This is a genomic window from Bifidobacterium apicola (assembly GCF_042846865.1).
GTDB classification, from domain to species: Bacteria; Actinomycetota; Actinomycetes; order Actinomycetales; family Bifidobacteriaceae; genus Bombiscardovia; species Bombiscardovia apicola.
The window spans coordinates 632557-651483 of sequence record NZ_BAAFQQ010000001.1 but is presented as its reverse complement, the minus strand read 5'-3'; the positions used below and the strand labels follow the sequence as shown (position 1 = coordinate 651483).

Genomic DNA, 18927 nt, shown 5'->3' with positions numbered 1-18927 from the left:
CCGAACTGGTCCTGGCTGGACTCTGTACCCTAATTCTCTGCCGTCTGACCATCGGCGGAGAGCAGCTTCAGCTCGGCACGGACCTTCTGGAGTTTGGCGAAGGCTGTGTTGCGGTCCTGGGTGGTTCGTGCCCGGCCATGGTCCCCGGTCAGCTTGGTCTCCTGGGCCCTGAGCAGGTCGATGCGCTCGCGGACGGCGAGTCGGTCGTCCAGATCCCTGCCGTCAGTCTGGTCCAGGGTCACCTGGGCGCACAGGCTGTCCCAGACCTGGTCCATATCATCGCCGACCAGGGTCAGATTGGCCTGATCCGCAGGGCGAGGACTGCCTAGGTGGAGCGTATGCCTGGTCTCATGGCCGGCTTTGGTGGGCAGGGCTCGGCGGACGGCCGGAGTGCAGACGAGACCTGCCTCATTCCGGTGAATGGCGATGAAAACCATGCCTGAGGAACGCATAGCGGCGATATGCTCGAGCACGTCCTCCGGCACATCGGGGGTCTTCAAACCGACGGCCATGACCAGTACCTCATGGCAGTGCGCGCCGTCCGCCACAGGGATGGTCCCGGGCCGCAGCAGAGCCAGCATGACGATCTTGTCGACGCTGGTGGAGAAGTGTTGACGCAGCCGTGAGGAGACGGGCGGTCGCGTGGTGAAGGCCCTTATGAGCAGTTCGCCCTTGGCTGCTGGAATGGCGGTGGTGGGCGGCAGGCCCAGGGAGAGCGCGGACACGCCTTCGTAGGTTGCGATTGTCATCCTTGGCCTTTCTGTCGCTGTTTCCGTCATTCTACCGGCAGAAGCGTGTTCTGGGGTATGGGTGTCCGTCTGTCGGCAATGTATATTGGCTGTAAACCCGGAAGGCTGGATGCAAGGAGCTGAACGAACTGTAGGCATGCGCAAGATCCGAGGGTTGAAGTGATGAGGGCTGAATGATGGGCGAAGATTCAGAGATGTCGGAAATGACTGTAGCCGACGAGGAACGCGAGCTTCTAGAGGGATGGACCGAGGTCGACGGGGATCTGGATGGCTGCAGTCCCGATATGGTTCGGGCCATTCTGGGCTCCCGGCTGACCTTTGGGCGCATGGATGCTCCCCGCTCCCGTCACTGGCAGGTGCCCGAAGGAGTGGACTGCATCAACGATATCGCCTATGTGGACGACGGTCTGCGCGCCCACAAGCTGGATCTTTACCTGCCCCATGATGCTCTTCTGCGCAACGGCAGGGTGACCCCGGTATACATCGACATCCACGGCGGCGGGTTCATGTACGGCTACAAGGAGCTCAACCGAAACTTCTGCACCCACCTGGCCGGGCGCGGCTTTGCGGTCTTTTCGGTCAACTACCGGCTGATTCCGAACGCGGACTTTATGGGCCAGCTGGGTGACGTGCTGACGGCTCTGGCTTGGATAAAGAATCACCTGAACGAGTATCCGGTCTCGCCTGATCGGATCTTTCTGACGGGAGACTCGGCCGGGGGCACCCTGGCACTCTATGCGCTGGCAGTGGAGTCCGATGCCCAATTCGCGCGAACGCTGGGGCTGAAGCCCGTCGGGCTGCGGCCTCGGGGCGCTGCATTCGTCTCTGGTCTGTTCGATCTGACTCCTTATTTATCGGTGGATCCGGCTGGTTTTCATCCCACGGGATCGCCCACCGATACCCTGACCATGGTCGCTCCGTCCTTCCTTGGAAGCTTTGTTCGTGCTGGGGGCGACCGTCTGGCCGACTTAACGACCATGGTTGATATGGTCCGCCTGCCGCCGGTCTTCCTGAACACCAGCGCTGACGACTTTCTGCAGGGCGATGCCCTCAAACTGGCCGAAATCCTGTGCAGGAACGGTCGTGACTTCGAGCTGCACGACCTGAGGCCCAACCGTTTGCAGACCCTGGGGCACGTCTATCCGGTGGCCATGACCTGGCTGGAGGAGAGCAGACGGACCCTGGATCAGATCCACGATTTCTCCTACGACCTGATTTGAACCCGTCCGCGTGCCCGGTTCATCCGATCTCTGGCTATGATGGATAGAGCAAGGTGGGCATCGATGGCGCAAGGCCCCCGGTGTCTGCACCGCCGTTTACAGAGGAGTGATTCATGGACGAGAAGACCTTGGTAGAGAAGCTGAGCAACCTGGAGACCATCGACCAGCTGGTAGATCTGGCCAAGCAGATCGGCAAGCCCCTGTCATACAACGACGCGGACCAGCTCTTCGGCAGGATCAACCAGTGCAAGAATGATGTCGCACAGCTGGGCGGCGACACCATCGCCAAGCTGGCCAAGCAGGTCTTCGGCATCTGAGGCGTCATATCTCATCGAGGGCGGACCGATATCCGGTCCCGCCCTCTTTTTATGCCCGGGCCCGAGCCTCCTGCTCGATCTGGGCCAGGCTTTTGCCCCTGGTCTCGGGCACCATGATCCACGCGAAGACCAGGGCGCACACATTGATCAGAGCGAAGAGCAGCCAGGTGACCGGGGCCACCAGACCCTGGACGAAGATTACGCAGATCATCATCATGCCGATCATGATCCAGGCGGCCGTGCGCGACCCGTTGCCCGGAGCGTCGACGAACCGGTAGCAGACCCCGATAGCGGCAAGGAAGACGATAGCGTCTGCAAGTCCCACAGCCAGCACGCCCAGAGCGGTCATCAGCTACAGGCTGTGCCGCCGTCCTTGAATCACGGTCATGGGGTCCCTTCGCCAGCTCATCCGGGCAGAATCAAAGTAATCATACGCACTCAGGGGAGTGGCCCGTCGGTTCGGCTCGCCATTGTGGCCAGGGAATCCGTCAGGAAATCAGCGATTCAATCTGCTATCTGGGCCCTGGCTGCCGACGAGACGAATATTTGATGATATTGTCCATAACTTGCGCCTGTCATGGGCAGCGAAACAGATCGATTTCGCATATGATAAACAAGCATCCACAACAAGGACATCGTGGGTGCTTACGGCCATGGTTCCATACAGCCATGGCGATGAAAGGAAACATTGTATGCGCAAGCTGATTCTCGATCTGGACACTGGTGTCGACGACACTCTGGCTATCTCCTATGCTCTAGGCAGCCCCGAAGTTGAGCTGATCGGTATAACGGGCACCTATGGCAACGTGCTTCTGGAGCAGGGCATCCGCAACGATCTGGCTATCACCGACCTGCTGGGTCATCCCGAGGTCAAAGTCTATCCGGGCCTGTCCCACGCATCCAAAGCGGACTCCTTCGAGGTGCTTCCCGTCTCCGCTTTCATTCACGGAGAGAATGGCATTGGCGACGTGGCTATTCCCGACTCGGACCGCAGGGCTGAGACGCAGTCGGCCGTGGACTTCATCATTGATGCAGTAAACACTTACGGCAAGGATCTGGTATATGTGCCCACTGGTCCCATGACCAACATTGCTGCCGCCCTGGCCAAGGAGCCCGAGATCGCCCAACGCATCGGCTCCATCGTGCTCATGGGCGGAGCCCTGACCGTGCCGGGCAATGTGGACGCCTGGCAGGAGGCCAACATTTCACAGGACCCGGACGCGGCCAACGTGCTCTTCCGCTCCGGCGCGCCCGTGACCATGGTCGGCCTGGACGTGACCCTGCAGACCCTGCTCACCTACAAGGAGACCGCCCGCTGGCGGCAGCTGGGCACTGCGGCAGGCACCTTCCTGGCGGACATGACCGACTTCTACATCAAGGCCTACGAGACCACCTCACCCCACCTGGGCGGTTGCGGCCTGCACGATCCTCTGGCCGTGGGCGTGGCTGTGGATCCGACTCTGGTCACCACCCTGCCCATGAACATGAAGGTGGAGACCGAGGGCGCTACGCGCGGGCGCACCATCGGGGACGAGCAGCGGCTCAACGACCCGCACAAGACCATGCGCGTGGCAGTCGGGGTGGACGTGCCGCGTTTCCTGAACGAGTTCATGACCCGCATCACCATGCTGGCCTCCCAGGCCGGCTGAGGTTTTCCATCCCCGGCAAGTTCACGCAAAAGAAAGAGAATTGAAGACATCATGTCCGAAAAGCAATCCACCGAGGACTCGACAGCTGTACGATCGCTGATCCTGCTGCTGATCACCTTCGTCCTGGGAACCCTGTGCCTGCAGGGCTTCAACCTGGTCTTCCAGCAGGTCGGCAAGGACGCTGGCGCTCCCGACCAGGCCTCGCTCATCACGGCCCTGCCCAGCATCGTCCTGGGCATCGTCTGCTTCATTTACGGGTCCCTGGGAGACTTCGTATCCCTGCGCAAGCTGGTCACCTTCGGCCTGTGCATACTGTTCATCGGGTCCGTGTATGGATACGTGGCCAACACGGTCATGGCTCCCAACATCTGGAATGTGATTGCGGCCCGGCTGCTGCAGACCGCCGGCGAGCAGGTGGCCGGCTCGGCCTACCTGGTCGTGGCCACCAAGTACCTCAAGCCCTCCCTGAAGGTGATCTTCTTCGGCATCTTCACGGCAGGCTACCAAGTGTCTGCAGCCATCGGCATCTTCGCCGCCGGTCTGCTCAGCTCAATAGCCTGGCAGTACCTCTTCCTGATTCCTGCGGTCACCATCGTCTTCCTGCCCATCCTGCTCAAGAGCCTGCCCACAGGCGGCGGCAACGGCGAGAAAGTGGATTGGTTGGGCTTCGTCATCTTCGGACTGGCCACGGCCCTGCTGACCCTCTTCTTCTCTTACACGGCCTGGTGGCTGCTGGCGGCCTCTGCTGTCTGCTACCTGATCTTCGCCCTGTACATCAGCCGGGCCAAGAGCCCCTTCATCACCCCGGACTTCTTCCGCAACAAGCGCTGGCTGATGGGCATCGGGCTGATCCTGATCTTCTACTTCATGAACTACTGCATGTCGCCCATCTTCAACGCCGTCGGGCGTGACGTCTACAAGGTATCGACGTCTACGGTCTCCCTGCATGTGGTCTGGGCCTTCCTGGTGGCTGCTGTGCTGGGCACCACTTCGGGCGCCATCGTGGACAGGATCGGCCGCAAGTCAGCAATCATCATTGCCGCCTGTCTGATGATTCTAGGCTTCGCAGGGTCCGCTCTGGTGGTCAATTCCGGTCTGCTGGCTCTGACGCTGACTGCCTGCGTCTACTATGCCGGGGTCGGACTGATGTATTCGCCCATCGTCTCCACTGTGCTTGACACCTTGCCCCAGGACCAGTCGGGCCGCGGCGTGGGCATGAATGATCTGGTCATGAACGTGACCGGCTCCATCGGCATCGCCGTCATCGGCGGTCTGATGGGCAAGCCCAGTCTGGAAGGCTTCAGCATCATGGGCGCCACCGGCCCGGCTGCCAACTACAGCAACCTGCTCCTGATCGGAGCTGCCGTGTCTCTGCTGGGCCTGGTCGTGTATTTGGTCTGCAAGAGGACCATATACGCCAAGACTGCCGATCAGCAGTAGCCCTGCCGCAGGTTGTGTTTCTCTGGCATAGAACGATAGACCATCCGTTTACGATAAGAGGAGCTGCTTCCTCCGTCGCTGTCGGGTGGTCTATTGATATGTGTGATGGGGCTTAGGGAGGGTATTGGTTCCCTTGCGGAATTGAGCCCTAAGTGATGCTTGCCTATCTGCACGCTGTTCTGCCCGTGGGCAGGGCGGCAGATTGATCCGTGCCTGGCCTGAGCCGTTGTTTCCCAAGGGTAGTCGGTCCGGTCTCTGCACATACCCAATGGGGAATCATTGTTTGCCCCTACATCGGTGATCTGGTTGCATTTGACCGTAGGGGTGGAGCGTTTCCCGGCGTCTCTGCCGGCCGGTTGCAGGGCTGCGCAGATAATGCCGCTATAGTCCTGACGGAAGTATATGGGTGGCCCCATTGCATGGGGGAGTTGGGGCCACCCTGATGGTCCGGGCTTTGTGCCGGGGATAGTGATTGTCCGGACCTGCTTACACGAGGGAAGTCTTTATTCTTGTCGGCTAAGGTTTTCCAGTCGGTGGCGTCTGGCTGCTGCTGCACATGCGAAGGCGAGCAGACCCGCTGCTATCAGGGGTAGCAGGCCGCTTCCGCCAGCCGAGGGCAACCGGCTGATGGATGCGTACCGGTACGTGTTGCTGGCGTCGGGGGTCTGGACTGCTCCGTTCAGCGTCCAGTCGATGGTGACGATTGCCGTGCCGGGCATGTGTGTCGGCGTGGTCGCCTTCCAAGTACCGTCAGGGTTTCTGGTCAGGTCTGAGACTGCCACATTGTCGAACTTGACATCAGTGGGGATGCCGAGGCCTGGGAAAGCTGCCTTTGCTGGGCTGGCATCCTGGGCGTTGCCGGTGTCGCGGCCCAGCTGGCCGTTGGCATTTGATCCCCAGCTATACAAGTAGCCATCCGATCCCAGGGCCAGTCCATGACCTGCTCCTGCACTGGCCCTGGTGAAGGTGATGCCTGCTGGCGTGTTCGCTTTTCCTGGCCTGTCTGCCGGAGTGCCGCTGGTGTCGCGCCCCAGTTCGCCATGGGTGTTGTCTCCCCAGGTGTAGAGATTGCCATCAGAGCTCACGGCGACTGAGTATCCGCCTCCGGCGCTGGCCTGGGCAAAGGTGATGCCTGCAGGAGCGTCGGCCTTGCCTGGCCTGTCTGCCGGAGTGCTGCTGGTGTCCCGGCCCAAGCGCCCGTCGGCAGTATTTCCCCAGGTGTAGAGGTTGCCGTCTGAGTCCACAGCTATGGAGTGGCTTTCGCCGGCGCTGGCCTGGGCAAAGGTGATGCCTGCAGGAGCGTCGGCCTTGCCTGGCCTGTCTGCCGGAGTACCGCTGGTGTCCCGGCCTAGTTCGCCATGGGTGTTGTCTCCCCAGGTGTACGCGTTGCCTTGCCTGTCCAGAGCCACGGTGTGGCCCCTGCCCGTGTTGACCAGAGTGAAAGCTACTCCAGCTGGCGTGTCAGCCTTGCTTGGTTTCCAGTCGGATTCGCCGGTGGTCTCGCGGCCCAGTTGGCCGACGCTGTTATTCCCCCAGGTGTAGAGGCTGCCGTCTGAGCCGACGGCTACAGAATATGAGCCGCCTGCGCTGGCCTGGGTGAACGTGATGCCTGCCGGGGTATCCACCTTGTTGGGTCTATCAGCTGGCTCACTGTTGGTGACTGCGCGGCCCAGCTGGCCGACGCTGTTGTCTCCCCAGCTGTAGAGGCTGCCGTCCGATCCCACAGCTATGGAATGCCCGTATCCTGTGCTGATATGAACGAACTTGACGCCTGCAGGGGCCTCCGCCCTGCCGGGACGGCTGTCCTGTGTGCCCGTGATGTCGCGTCCCAGTTGCCCATGGCTGCTGTTGTCTCCCCAGGTGTAGAGGCTGCCGTCCGATCCCACAGCTCCTGAGTGAAATTCTCCTCCGTCGGCCTGGGTGATCCGGATTCCGCGTGCTGGCGGCGGCGTCAGGGTGACGGTCTGACCGCCGGACTGGGGGCCAGTGTCCTTGTCGAGCTTCCACTTGGTGCCAGCCTGGCTCCAGTGAGCGGTCAGGACCACCTTGTCGGTGACTGGCCTGCTGAAATCGTAGGCTGTATCGCCGGTGAACCAACCGTCGAACAAGTAGCCCCTCCTGATCGGATCCCTGTCGGGGCGTTTCACTTGGTCCCCCTCGGTCACGGACTGAAAGTAGAACCCAATGCCGCCGGCGGTGTCGAAAGTGGGATGGTAAGTTTCCAGGTATCTGTAGGGCAGGTGTGCTTCAGGTCGTTCGCCGTTCATCTTCCAGGTGACGACTGCATCCACTTTGCCATGTTCATGTTTGGGCGTGGTGACGCTCCAAGTGCCGTCCGTGTTGGCGTTCAGGTAAGCGCCGATCGTCCCGCCGAAGCTGACGTTATCGGGCCTGGGATCCTCGGGGAAGGCGACCATGCCGGGATGGCTGTCGTAGTTGCCGCTGGTGGGGCGTCCCAGTTCGCCGTACTTGTTGTATCCCCAGCTGTAGAGGTTGCCGTCCGAGCCGATGGCCATGGAATGGGAATAGCCTGCGCTGACCTGGGTGAATTTTGCAACGCCTGCTGGTGTAGGCACCCTGCCTGGTTTGGTGTCGTATAAAGCCGATCCGGTGTCGCGGCCCAGCTGGCCGTACTTGTTGTATCCCCAGCTATAGAGGTTGCCATCGGATCCCAGGGCCAGGGAATATCTGCGTTCTGTGCTGATCTGGGTGAATCTCGTGACGCCTGCCGGCATGGTCACCTTGCGCGGTCTGCGGTCTTGTGTTGCTGATCCGGTGTCGCGGCCCAGCTGGCCGTATTCGTTGTATCCCCAGCTGTAGAGCTTGCCATCCGATCCCAGGGCCAGGGATGTCCACTCTCCTACCGTGATCCAAGTGAATTTCTTGACGCCTGCGGGGGCGGAGACTTTGCGCGGTGTGCTGTCTTTATAGACAAAGTCGCCGACGTAACGTCCCAGCTCGTCGTAGCTGTTGTCTCCCCAGCTGTAAAGGGCGCCGTCCGAGTCCAGAGCCATGGAGTAGAAGGTCCCTGCGCTGATCTGGGTGATGTTCGCGACTCCTGCAGGCAGGTTCACCTTGCCTGGCTTGGCATCATATGTGGCTGAACCAGTGTCGCGTCCCAGTTCGCCGTAGCTGTTTTCACCCCAGCTGTAGAGATTGCCGTCGGAGCCCAACGCCAAGGAATGCCAGGCTCCTACGCAGGCTTGAGTGAAGCGGACGCCGGCCGGAGGGGTGACCAGCCCCGGCTGATTGTCTATCATGGGATCGCCGTTGGTGTCGCGTCCCAGCTGGCCATATCTGTTGTATCCCCAGCTGTAGAGATTGCCGTCCGATCCAAGGCCCAAGGAATGAGAGGATCCTCCGCTGACTTGGGTGAAGCGGACGCCGGCCGGGGGGGTGACCAGGTTTGGCGTGCGCTTTTCTTCTTCAGGTGTTCCCAATTTGTAATTGTTGTCTCCCCACCTGTAGAGGTTGCCGTCCGAGGCTATGGCCTGGGACCCGTCTTCTTCTGCTGGGATGATGTGGCTGAAGCGTATCTCCGGCGTGGTGGGCGGGGTCAGAGTGATCTTGGCGCCTCCTTTGGCTGGCCCCTGTACGGGGGAGAGGTTCCATGAGCCGGTTCCCTTGGTCCAGTGGGCGGTCAGGGTGAGGTCTTTGGTAACGGGCTTGGTGAAGTCGTAGGCTACCTTGGAGTCGCCATTGGTCTCTTTGGTGAACCAGCCGTCGAACAGGTAGCCGTCCCGGGTCGGGTCCTTGGCGGGGCGGCTGGCTTGGGTGCCTGCGGTAATGGTCTGTGGTCCGACGCTGCTGCCGTCAGCGCTGTCGAAGACGACCGTGTACGAAGTCGACTGTGCCTGCGGATGGCTGTCGATGGCCTTGCCAGGCTCGGATGCCGAGGTCGCAAGCCTCAAGGACGGGGGTGCGTCTGGACGAGTTGGCGTGCTGGCGGAAATGTCTGTTTGCTGGCCTGTTGTGGCCTCTTCCAGACTGACCGGTCGGGGTGGTGCTGCTCTGGCTGTGGTGTCGGCTGCAACGAGGCTACCGATGATCATGCTGGCTGGAAGAATGACGATGGCCTTCAAAAGGCCTACAACAATGGCTGACCGGGAAGACACGTCCGGATGGCACATGATAGGTTCAAACCCCTCTCCCAAAACAAGGCGGTCCGATGATGAAAACCCCAAGTTTTTCATCGGCTGCATGCCGGGCACATTCCCGGCAGCTAGAAAAACGCTAGCATGCAGATTCGGGACAGAATGGGAGCAACACCCGGATAAATCAGGTAAAAAATGTTATGTCAAGTCCGGGATGTGGCAGCTTCCTGCCAAGGGGGGGCAAATAAGAGAGGGTGGCTCCGCTGTGTTGGGGGAGTGCGGAGCCACCCTGTTGGTCCGGATCGTCGTTATTTGGGGTTAGACACAATCCGGACGTACTTACTCGAGTGAAGTCTAACGGTTCAGGCTTCTGGTCTGTCTCAATCGTCGCGCCGCGATGGTTGTCGCGATGACGATCACGCCGATGGCGAGGGGAAGGAATATGCCGGTGCCACCGGCCCGAGGCAGAACGCCGATGGAGGTGTACCGGTAGACGTTGCTGGTGTCAGTGGTTTGTGCAACCCCGTTCACCGTCCAGTCGATGGTGACGGTAACCGGTCCTGGCGAATAAGGCGGCGTGGTCACATTCCAGGTGCCGTCATTGTTGTTCGTCAGATTAATGCCTGCCGCATTGCCAAATTGAACGAGCCTGGGAATGCCTACTCCAGGGAAGTTGACCTTGCCTGGATGCGGATCCAGTTTGTCGCTGGTGGGACGTTCACGTCCCAGCTGGTTGTTTCGGTCGTCTCCCCAACTGTAGGTGTTGCCGTCTGATCCTATGGCTAAGGAGTAGGCGTTTCCTGCCTGAGGCTGGATGAGGGCGATACCGGCTGGAGCGTCCACTTTGGTGGGTAGGTAGTCGGATTTGCCGCTGATGGTGCGTCCAAGTTGTCCATAATCGTTAGATCCCCAGCTGTAGATGTTGCCGTCCGAGCCTGCAGCGAGGCCGAAATACCATCCTGCCGCACACCGGGTGAAGTTAACGCCCGAAGGCATGATGACCTTGGTAGGGGTCTGGGATAGAATTTCCTTGTTCCCCAATTGATCTTTGTTGTTGGATCCCCAGCTGTAGAGATTGTTATCGGAGCCGAGAGCCAGCGAGAAATTGTGGCCCGGGCTGGCTTGCGTAAAAGTGATGCCAGTTGGGGTATAAACTTTGCGTGGCCAAGGGTCACCAAATTTAGTTACCTCACTACGGTCGCGGCCCAGTTGCCACCCATTGTTGTATCCCCAGCTGTAGAGGTTGCTGTCTGAACCCAAGGCGAGAACATGCTTGCTGGACGGCTCAGTGAAAACCTGGGTGAATGTGATGCCTTCGGGTACAGCCACTCTAATAGGGTGGTCACTGGCGGTTCTTAAAGTGCCTTGTCCTAGTGCGCCTCCCGAATCGTCTCCCCAGGCGTAGAGGTTGTCATCAGAGCCTAATGCCAAGGCAAAGCGATCGCCCGCATAAACTCTGGTGAAGCGGATGCCCGTAGCCAGCTCGACTTTGCCAGGGGAATTGTTTGAGATGCTGCTGGTGGAGCGTCCCAGCTGTTTATAAGAGTTATTTCCCCAAGTATACACATACCCGTCTGAGCCCAGGGCCAGGACGAAGTTCTCTCCTGCAGCAGCCTGCATATAGCGGACTCCTGCAGGTGTTTTCACTATGAAAGGTCTATCCACGGGTTCAAGTTCGGAGGGGGTGCGTCCAAGTTGTCCGTAATCGTTAGATCCCCAGCTGTAGAGGTTGCCGTCCGAACCGAAGGCCAAGCTAAAAGTCTGCCCCGATTGAATCCGAGAGAAGCGGATTCCGCGTGTGTCTTGCAGCGGGGTAAGTTTGACGCTTTGGCCGCCAGTTTCCGGCCCCTCCTTCTTGTCGATGCTCCAGTGTGAGACGGGGCTGAAGTGGGCGACTAAGGTGATGTCGCTGGTGACGGGCTGGTTGAAGTCATAGGCTATATTGGAGCCGCCCTTGGAGTCTTTGAGGAACCATCCGTCGAACAGATAGCCGTCCTTGGCTGGATCCTTGTCGGGGCGGACGGCCTGATCGCCATCCATGACCCGCTGGGCATCTGGTGTTGATGTACCGCCTTCGCTGTCGAAGGTGACCGTGTACATGGAACCGTCGTACTTGTAGAGCAGATGTGCATCGGGCTGATGGCCGTTTCTGGTCCAAGCGACCGTCACGTCCACCTGGCCTTTTTTGTGTGCAGGGGTGCGGAAACTCCAGGTGCCGTCCTGGTTCTTGCTCAAGCCGGTAATCTCGGTTCCGTCCAGCTTGGCGCTGCTGAATTTGGATTCTTGGGGGTAGTCTGCCTTACTGGGGGTGGTTACTGGCACACTGCTTGAGGCGCCGGTGCCCAGCTGGCTGCTGCTGTTGTCACCCCAGCCGTAGAGATAGCCGTCTGAGCCTAGAGCAAGGATGTGCCTGTACCCTGCAATGGCTTGGATATAGGTGCCGCCGTCGAGCGTGACCGCTTTGCCTGGCTGGTTTGTGGTTTCACCACCCGTATCTTGTCCCAGCTGGCCGCTGCTGTTGTCTCCCCAGCTATAGATGTTGCCGTCGGATCCGGTTATCAAGGAGTAGTCGTGTCCGGCGCTGACCTGCCTCGTTTTGATGCCGTCAGGCAGGGCTACCTTGCTGGGCTGGGTGGTGCTGCCGTATCCCCAGCTGTATGCATTGCCATCTGAATCAACGGCCAGTATGTGGCGGTATCCTGCACTGATCTTGCTGAAGCTCACGCCGTCCGCCGTATTCATCTTGTATGCCCGATCTGCTGGTTCGCTGGCGCTGGGTGTGCGTCCCAACTGCCCGCTGCTGTTGTCCCCCCAGCTGTACACGCTGCCATCAGCTGCGAGTGCAAGGGAGGTCTTGCCGCCTGCGGTTACCTGTGTGATCGTGACGCCTTTTGGCAGCGACACCACGGTTGGGTCCGCGGTCGAATAATGACTCCCGACTCCGCCGGCAGCACGTCCCAACTGCCCGCTGCTGTTGTCTCCCCAGCTGAACACAAGTCCGTCCGAGGATGTTGCCAGTACATGACTTGGCCCTGCGCTGACTTGAACAAAAGATTTTGCGGCATTCGTATATGGTAGCGCCTGCTGTGGCGGGCGGCTTTCTGTGGAGGAGGTACCTTGCCCTAACTGTCCTTTTTCATTGTTTCCCCAGCTGTATAAATGGTTAGTCATGTCGATTGCCACAGCATAATCGTCTCCTGCGCTAACCTGGAGGAAGCGGACGTCATCTGGCACATTTACTCTTCCCGGCCGATCAGCCGGTTCGCTGGCGCTGGGTGTGCGTCCCAGCTGCCCCTTGCTGTTGTTTCCCCAGCTGTATAGCATTCCGGCCGAGTCGAGGGCTAGCGAAAAGTCTTTTCCTGCGCTGAACTGGCTGAAACGAATACCTCCCACGCTCGGCGGAGTCAGGGTGGCTGTCGTGTTGCCGGCGGTAGGGCCATGGCTAGGGCTAAGGCTCCAGGAATTAAGACCCTGGACCCAGCGGGCCGTCAGTGTGAGGTCTCCGGTGAGGGGCTGGGCAAAGTCATAAGCGACATTCCCGATGAACCAGCCAACAAAGGAATAGCCTTTGCAGTAGGGGTCAGCGGGACGTCTCACCCTATCTCCGGAGAAGAGTAGTTGATTAGGTGTTGTTGAGCCTATCGGGCTTTTGAAGGTTACTGTGTATGCCGTCGATGAGCGTGGCTGGATCGAGTTTTTATCACTATGGTCAGAATCCTTGGGATCGTTTTGAGTCGGGGTGGGCGTAGGAGCAGGATCAGAGGATGGTGCCGGCTGCTCAGAGTTCTGCGGCGTTGGCGTGGTCGACGGAGTCTCTGATGTGCCCGGGGTGGCTGTGGGTGCAGAAGGCGTCGTGGGCTTTGTCGACGGATCCGGCGAGGTTGCATTGCTGGAGGCAATGCCGGAACTTTGCTTGTTTACCCCAGGGTCTGCCGAACCTGTATCCTTGGCGCCTTCTAGCGCGGCCGTAGCGTTCGCGTCGGACCCGCTAGGCTTGCTCGTAGCCGCCTTGGCCGTAGCGACTGTACCGGTAAGGAGGCCGACTGACAAAGTGATAGCGAGCAGTCGGCCAGCAACAGTGGTTGACCGATCCGGCTTGTTCCGACGATGACGCATTATTGGCACATTCCCCTTCCTCATGGCCAGAGGCCCATTATCAAATAATCCCAAGCAAAACGGGCTACCCGCCGGGATCAGTCCCGGTCTGACCTGAAACAACTTTATCACGTATCTAGACGTGTCAGTACTGCCTTGATCACAGGATGACAAATCTCATGAGATCGGTTGTGCGCCGTCCGACCGATGCCTGCTGATGAAGCGGGATGGGCGGCACCAGCTCTGCCGACAATGAGAAGGCGCCTTTGTGGTGCAGCCGAGGCAGACAGGTCCCGGTTGATGCCGCCCAGGAACCAAACCACGATTACGCCAGACTGCCCTGGATTGTAGGCGGGCGTGAAGGACGATGTCGGCCGAACCGGCTTCAGGCGCGAAAGTTTACAGCACAGGCAACCCTGAGGATAAAGCAGATCGCCTGCTTTTGAACGCCATATTTCGTAGCTGCTTATTGCTTAATTGCCGCAGGCATTCGGTGATAGCAATGATGTTCGCACGAGTGGTGCAATGGAAGGGAAGCGTGGGCGTGGGCGAGGCAGAGACGGGATTGCATATCAGCGGGGTGGAACTCAAACAGATGGAAGAGTTCGCGGCGAAGGTCGAGCGGGGGGAGTCTGCGTTTGCCGTCCCTGGCTCAGTGCAGCATATGGATCCCAATCATGAGGTGGATAAGGAGGCGTTCGAGCAGTTGAGCCAGCGCAGGGCCGAGATCGAACAGACATCTCGGAAGACTTGGAAGGGTCAGGGTCCCCATAGTCCCGACAACGAGATGAGGCGGCTGCCTGAGCAGGAGCAAGCCGTATGCGGACGCATACAGGCGTCCTTCAGGTTCCTGAATTGGGCAACGTGCCTCATCTTATTTGCGCCGTCTTCATGAAGTGAATGAGATGTGGTCTGGGCTGCGTCTGAATGTTGAGTGCAGGGTTCGAGGGTAATAGCAGTCATTTGATGTTTCCGCATTCAAGAGGGAAGTGAACAATGAGCCGCAAAGAGGATGAGCGGTATCTGTGGAAGATTCAGAGACCCAAGGCAACTTTAGGGAGCGATGCAGCATCTTTCGCACACAAAAACAGTGGCAGTCCCCACCGAGAGCAGACCAATCCTGGTGACAGGCTGGTTGGCTCCTCTCCCATCAGCTAGGAGATTTCGTACGGCTTAGGGTACGGGAAGCATGCTTGCTGCCACATTCACAGCCGTCTCCGGAACCTCTCACCGCTCTGCGCTTCGGGGCCCCAGCCTTTATAGGTTTCGGATATGCGGGTCCAGCAACGCAATTAATTTGATTCCATTCGGCTGGTTGCATGAGAGCTTGTGCGGGTCGTCTTGCGCGATTTCGATTTGTGCAAAGGGGAAGAAATTCTGGCCGTTGCCTGCCGGGTAATTCATATTAGAAGAGGATCGCTGCATGGCTTTGCCATTTACCTTGCATTGCACGGCTTCTACCCGCTTGAGGTCGGCTCGCCGTGCAAGCACGTACAGGCTTCCCTTTTTGTCGGCAGAAATAGTACTAATGCTGCCGTCGCCAGAAACTTTGTACTTGGTCAAAGAAGAAAAATAACCGGCGGCCTCGTTGACCGAGGGTTCTGACCGGGTCTGCCCTTGGCAACCTGAAAGCAGGCCCACGCCCATCAGCAAGGCCATTGCGGCAACCATTTGTTTTCTCCAAGTGGTTTCAGCTATGCTCGCCTTGTCGCGGAACCATGACTGCAATGCTGTGAGCCGATGCGTGCGCCTGTCGGAACCCGGCTGAGCTATTTGAGAAGAATTAAATTTCATTTGACCGATAGCTTTTGTCTTCTTCATCGGTTCTCCTTAGTGAAGTGCAAGGCTTACGACATTGTTGACCAGATCTGCGTTTGGTGAATCAGAAGAGCAGTTATTGAATTATAAGTGTAACTCTCTGTTTATGGTACATGAATATGTACAGCTTATCTTGTCAGTGGTCGAATACAGACCCCATATATATGGTAAGCCTCTGCTTAGCCTTAGCGCTCGGTGCTCCGCATTATTAACAATGACACTCAGCCCGTCGCTTTCCACACACGGCCACCCTGATTTCCTATTGCGCCTGGTGGAGCAGCTGGCGAAAACGAGATGAGATTTTTTGGGTCTTGACTGACTGCCATTCGGGCATCCGTTTGGTAAATTCTCCCATTCCTCAAGCAAGCTGCGACTTATGAGAGCGACCTAGGGCGGCCAGGATCAGCAGAACTTCTAGGATGCCGACAATCAATAGCAGGATCAGGGCATGCTGTGAGCCATTGATTGTGCCCAGATGCTGGTCTGCGACTGCGGCCTGGCCTGCTGCGACGATGGTGGCCGCCAGGCTGCTGCCGATGGCTGCAGCGAACTGTTGGACGGTGTTGAAGATGGCGTTGCCGTCGGTCTGCTGCTCCTGGCTCAGCCGGTGCAGGCCGTTGGTCATGATGTTGCCGAAGCTCAACCCGATGCCCAGCATGAAAAAAATATAGAGTATCAGGATGGCCATGGATGTCAGCCGACGGGCTGTAAGGGCAAATCCCAGGAGGCCGATCAGGGCAACAAGGCTGCCGCTGATGATGGGGATGCGCGGGCCTAGCTGATCGTAGAGCCTGCCGGAGAGCGGAGCCAGAACGGCTCCGATCGCCGCGCCCGGCAGCACCACTAGTCCGGCCTGCAGCGAGGTGCAGCCATCAACCAGCTGCAGGTGGTTGGGCAGGATGAATGAGAGAGCCAAGGCGCTGATCTCGAAGAGGATGTATGCGCCCGCATGCAGACAGAAGCGCCTATCGGCAAACAAACGCACGTCGATGATCGGTTGGGCCTGATGCCGGGCACGGAGGGCGAACGCTGCCAGTGCGAAAAGTCCCAGGGCCAGCGCTCCGCCGAATCTCCAGGAGAGCCATCCTGCCGAGGCGTTGCTGATGCCGAAGATCAGACCTGCAAAGCCCAGAACCATAAGGAACACGTCAAGCGGGACCAACCCGGCCGCTTCCCTGTCTGCCGAGACCGGAACCGAGGGTATGCAAGCCAGACCGGTCACCAGCGAGACGAGCAGTACGGGAATCAGGATGATGAAGACGAAACGCCACCCGATGGTGGTTGCTACCAGGCCGCCGAAGGTGGGGCCGACAGCTGGTCCGATGGCTGTAATCAGGGTGCCTACGCCCATCATGGTGCCGATGCGCTTTGCCGGGACCTGTTGGAGGATGATGTTGAACATCAATGGCAGAGCGATACTGGTGCCCAGCCCTTGTATGGCCCTGCCCAGCAGCAGGAGCGGGAAGGTCGGAGCCAGCGCGTCGATGACCAGTCCGGCCAGGAAGAGCAGGTTGGCGCACAGAAAGAGGGTCCGGCTGCGGAATCGGCGCTTGAGAGCTGCCGAGAGCGGGGTGATGGAGGCCACGACCAGCAGGTAGAGGGTGGTCATCCATTGCACGCTGGAGGTCCCGATGCCGAAATGGCTCATGAGGGCAGGAAAGGTGATGTTCATGGCTGTTTCCACGATCACGCCGCAGAAGGACATGATGCCAGTGGCTACCACAGCGCCGATTACCTTGCGGGGGATTGCCGTGCTTTGCTCCTGGGCTCGCATGGGCGAGGCTCCTTCCCAGTCTGGGAGGCATCATCGGAATTCAACGCGATGAAATAGGCCAGCACGCGGTCGAAGGCAGCTAGCTCACGCTGATCGAACCGGCGTTCCATGGCCTTTTGCTGGTCTTCTATATAAGCCCGCGCTGCTGTCTGCATGCCCCGGGCCTTGGCCGTGGGGGCGATGATGCGCTGGCGACCGTCCTTGGGATCCCGCCTGGCCGTGAGCAGTCCGCTGGCCTCCATGCGTTGCAGGATTTTCGTCGTTGTAGATGGGCGGATGTCGAATTCGATCTCGATGTCGCGCTGGGTGCGGTTTTGGGATTCGCCCAGGAAGTCGATGATGGACATCTGGGTGCCGGTCAGCCCGTATCGAGCCGCGTAGGCATCCATGGACCGTGACATGAGGTTGGCTGCCCGTTTGATCCGCTTGCCGTAGTCCTCGCTCAAAAGCTCTCCTTGGATAAATAGTTAGCTACCTAAGGAATAATCTCCTGGGTTGGGTATGGACAAGCGTGCGTGCTTGGGCGCTAATGCTGTAATGCTGTCTTTGGATTCTTCTGCATACATGGCTGAAATCTGCCGGATTGTTGCAGAAAACAGCCTGGTGCCAGAGGTTTGACAGCTGCTTGAGCCGAGGCCATGACACCGGTTCTGGCGACGCAGGGGGAGGCCGCCTGTCCGGCTTATTCCTGGCGCTGGCTGATGTCGCTGACCGATCCGCGCTGGACCAGCTTCGCTGGAATAAGCGTCTTGGTATCTGTGGGCACGTATTCTCCCTCGCACTGGAGCTTTACCTTGGCGAAGGCCTCGCGTCCGATGGTTTCGAAATCCATGCGCATGGTGGTCAGGCTCAATCTGGGGACTGTTCCGATCAGAGAATCGTCGACGCCGATTATGCTGACATCCTCAGGTACTCTTTTGCCGGAATCTTTGAGGCCCTCAATGGCCCCATAAGCCATCTGGTCGTTGGCAGCGTAGATGGCTGTGCAATCAGATTCGTGGGCCAAGGCGCGCCCTGCCTCATATCCGCTGTCTGCCTCCCAGTCGCCAATATAGGTCGGCGGTACCGGGATGCCATGAGCGTGAAGCACATCTCTCCAGCCCTTGGCGCGGCTCTCCGCAGCCCGTGAAGTCGAAGGGCCTGAGATGTGGTACACGGTGCGGTGGCCTTTTTTAAGCAGATATTCGACAGCCGAAGTCGAGCATCCGTATTGGTCGGCATCAATGGTAGGACAATGAGCGGAAGGCTTCTCTGTGATGAGCACCACGGGAAGCTCCTTGCTGGGCCTGAAGCGATCGAAATCGATGACCCTTTGTTCTAGCACTACTATGACGCCGTCGACAGGCAATTGCTTCATCTGCTCTACGATGTCCGCCAAGGTGATTTCCGCCGAGTAGTTCACGACATGGACGGTTGCTGCATATCCGCATTCGGACGCGGCTTCTACAGCGCCATCCAGTATGCGTGCATTCCCAAATGTGGTGATATTGAACAGGACAATGCCAATATTGTTGAACCGGCCGTGTTTCAGCGCCCTGGCAGCGTAATTCGGCCGATAGCCCAAGACTTCCATGGCGTTCAGCACTTTTTGCTTGGTCTGGGGGCGCACAGCCGTGCTGTCGTTGACGACTCGCGATACGGTTTGTGGCGATACCTCGGCAAACTGCGCAACGTCCTGTATCGATACCTGTTTCTTCCGTCCCATGCCTACCTGATCCAGCTCATGGGAGCTTGCCGCCATGTGTGCGAACAGCCCCTTGGTGGCAGACAA

The 18927-nt window shown here is 58.9% G+C and carries 13 protein-coding genes; 5 read left to right on the top strand and 8 right to left on the bottom strand.

Features of this window, described 5'->3' with window-relative positions; genetic code table 11:
• Positions 1 to 29: 29 nt before the first annotated feature.
• Positions 30 to 749 carry a DUF4391 domain-containing protein gene (locus ACGG9J_RS02835; protein WP_390133428.1) on the bottom strand — a complete coding sequence of 240 codons (720 nt, stop codon included), beginning with the start codon at positions 747 to 749 and terminating at the stop codon, positions 30 to 32.
• 194 nt (positions 750 to 943) lie between these two features.
• Between ACGG9J_RS02835 and ACGG9J_RS02830 the strand changes: the two genes are divergently transcribed.
• On the top strand, positions 944 to 1969 hold the full coding sequence (locus ACGG9J_RS02830; RefSeq protein ID WP_390133426.1) for an alpha/beta hydrolase: 1026 nt from the start codon (positions 944 to 946) through the stop codon (positions 1967 to 1969).
• 113 nt (positions 1970 to 2082) lie between these two features.
• Positions 2083 to 2286, top strand: coding sequence for a hypothetical protein (locus ACGG9J_RS02825; RefSeq protein ID WP_390133424.1), 204 nt, complete (start codon positions 2083 to 2085; stop codon positions 2284 to 2286).
• Positions 2287 to 2335: 49 nt separating this feature from the next.
• On the opposite strand, the gene ACGG9J_RS02820 is transcribed toward ACGG9J_RS02825, so the two are convergent.
• Positions 2336 to 2635 carry a hypothetical protein gene (locus ACGG9J_RS02820; protein WP_390133422.1) on the bottom strand — a complete coding sequence of 100 codons (300 nt, stop codon included), beginning with the start codon at positions 2633 to 2635 and terminating at the stop codon, positions 2336 to 2338.
• 343 nt (positions 2636 to 2978) lie between these two features.
• Here ACGG9J_RS02820 and ACGG9J_RS02815 point away from each other — a divergent pair, with 343 nt between their 5' ends.
• Positions 2979 to 3935 carry a nucleoside hydrolase gene (locus ACGG9J_RS02815; RefSeq protein ID WP_390133420.1) on the top strand — a complete coding sequence of 319 codons (957 nt, stop codon included), beginning with the start codon at positions 2979 to 2981 and terminating at the stop codon, positions 3933 to 3935.
• A gap of 51 nt (positions 3936 to 3986) precedes the next feature.
• The gene (locus ACGG9J_RS02810) at positions 3987 to 5375 is read left to right on the top strand and encodes an MFS transporter (protein ID WP_390133418.1); all 1389 of its coding nucleotides are present in this window, start codon (positions 3987 to 3989) and stop codon (positions 5373 to 5375) included.
• 503 nt (positions 5376 to 5878) lie between these two features.
• Here the strand turns inward: ACGG9J_RS02810 and ACGG9J_RS02805 are convergent.
• The gene (locus ACGG9J_RS02805; RefSeq protein ID WP_390133416.1) at positions 5879 to 9427 is read right to left on the bottom strand and encodes an RCC1 domain-containing protein; all 3549 of its coding nucleotides are present in this window, start codon (positions 9425 to 9427) and stop codon (positions 5879 to 5881) included.
• Between the two features lie 396 nt (positions 9428 to 9823).
• Positions 9824 to 13585 carry an RCC1 domain-containing protein gene (locus ACGG9J_RS02800; protein WP_390133414.1) on the bottom strand — a complete coding sequence of 1254 codons (3762 nt, stop codon included), beginning with the start codon at positions 13583 to 13585 and terminating at the stop codon, positions 9824 to 9826.
• Positions 13586 to 14066: 481 nt separating this feature from the next.
• Here ACGG9J_RS02800 and ACGG9J_RS02795 point away from each other — a divergent pair, with 481 nt between their 5' ends.
• Complete coding sequence (locus tag ACGG9J_RS02795) at positions 14067 to 14459, top strand: hypothetical protein (protein WP_390133412.1); 393 nt, start codon at positions 14067 to 14069, stop codon at positions 14457 to 14459.
• 362 nt (positions 14460 to 14821) lie between these two features.
• On the opposite strand, the gene ACGG9J_RS02790 is transcribed toward ACGG9J_RS02795, so the two are convergent.
• The 4 genes from ACGG9J_RS02790 to ACGG9J_RS02775 all read right to left on the bottom strand — a co-directional run bounded on the left by ACGG9J_RS02790 (position 14822) and on the right by ACGG9J_RS02775 (position 18861).
• Positions 14822 to 15385 (bottom strand): hypothetical protein, encoded by a 564-nt coding sequence (locus ACGG9J_RS02790; RefSeq protein WP_390133410.1) that lies wholly within the window; start codon positions 15383 to 15385, stop codon positions 14822 to 14824.
• Positions 15386 to 15740: 355 nt separating this feature from the next.
• Positions 15741 to 17156 carry an MFS transporter gene (locus ACGG9J_RS02785; protein WP_390133409.1) on the bottom strand — a complete coding sequence of 472 codons (1416 nt, stop codon included), beginning with the start codon at positions 17154 to 17156 and terminating at the stop codon, positions 15741 to 15743.
• The gene (locus ACGG9J_RS02780; RefSeq protein ID WP_390133407.1) at positions 17114 to 17602 is read right to left on the bottom strand and encodes a MarR family winged helix-turn-helix transcriptional regulator; all 489 of its coding nucleotides are present in this window, start codon (positions 17600 to 17602) and stop codon (positions 17114 to 17116) included. Before ACGG9J_RS02780 ends, ACGG9J_RS02785 begins: the two co-directional genes overlap by 43 nt.
• A gap of 236 nt (positions 17603 to 17838) precedes the next feature.
• Positions 17839 to 18861, bottom strand: coding sequence for a LacI family DNA-binding transcriptional regulator (locus tag ACGG9J_RS02775; RefSeq protein ID WP_390135295.1), 1023 nt, complete (start codon positions 18859 to 18861; stop codon positions 17839 to 17841).
• Between the last annotated feature and the right edge of the window lie 66 nt (positions 18862 to 18927).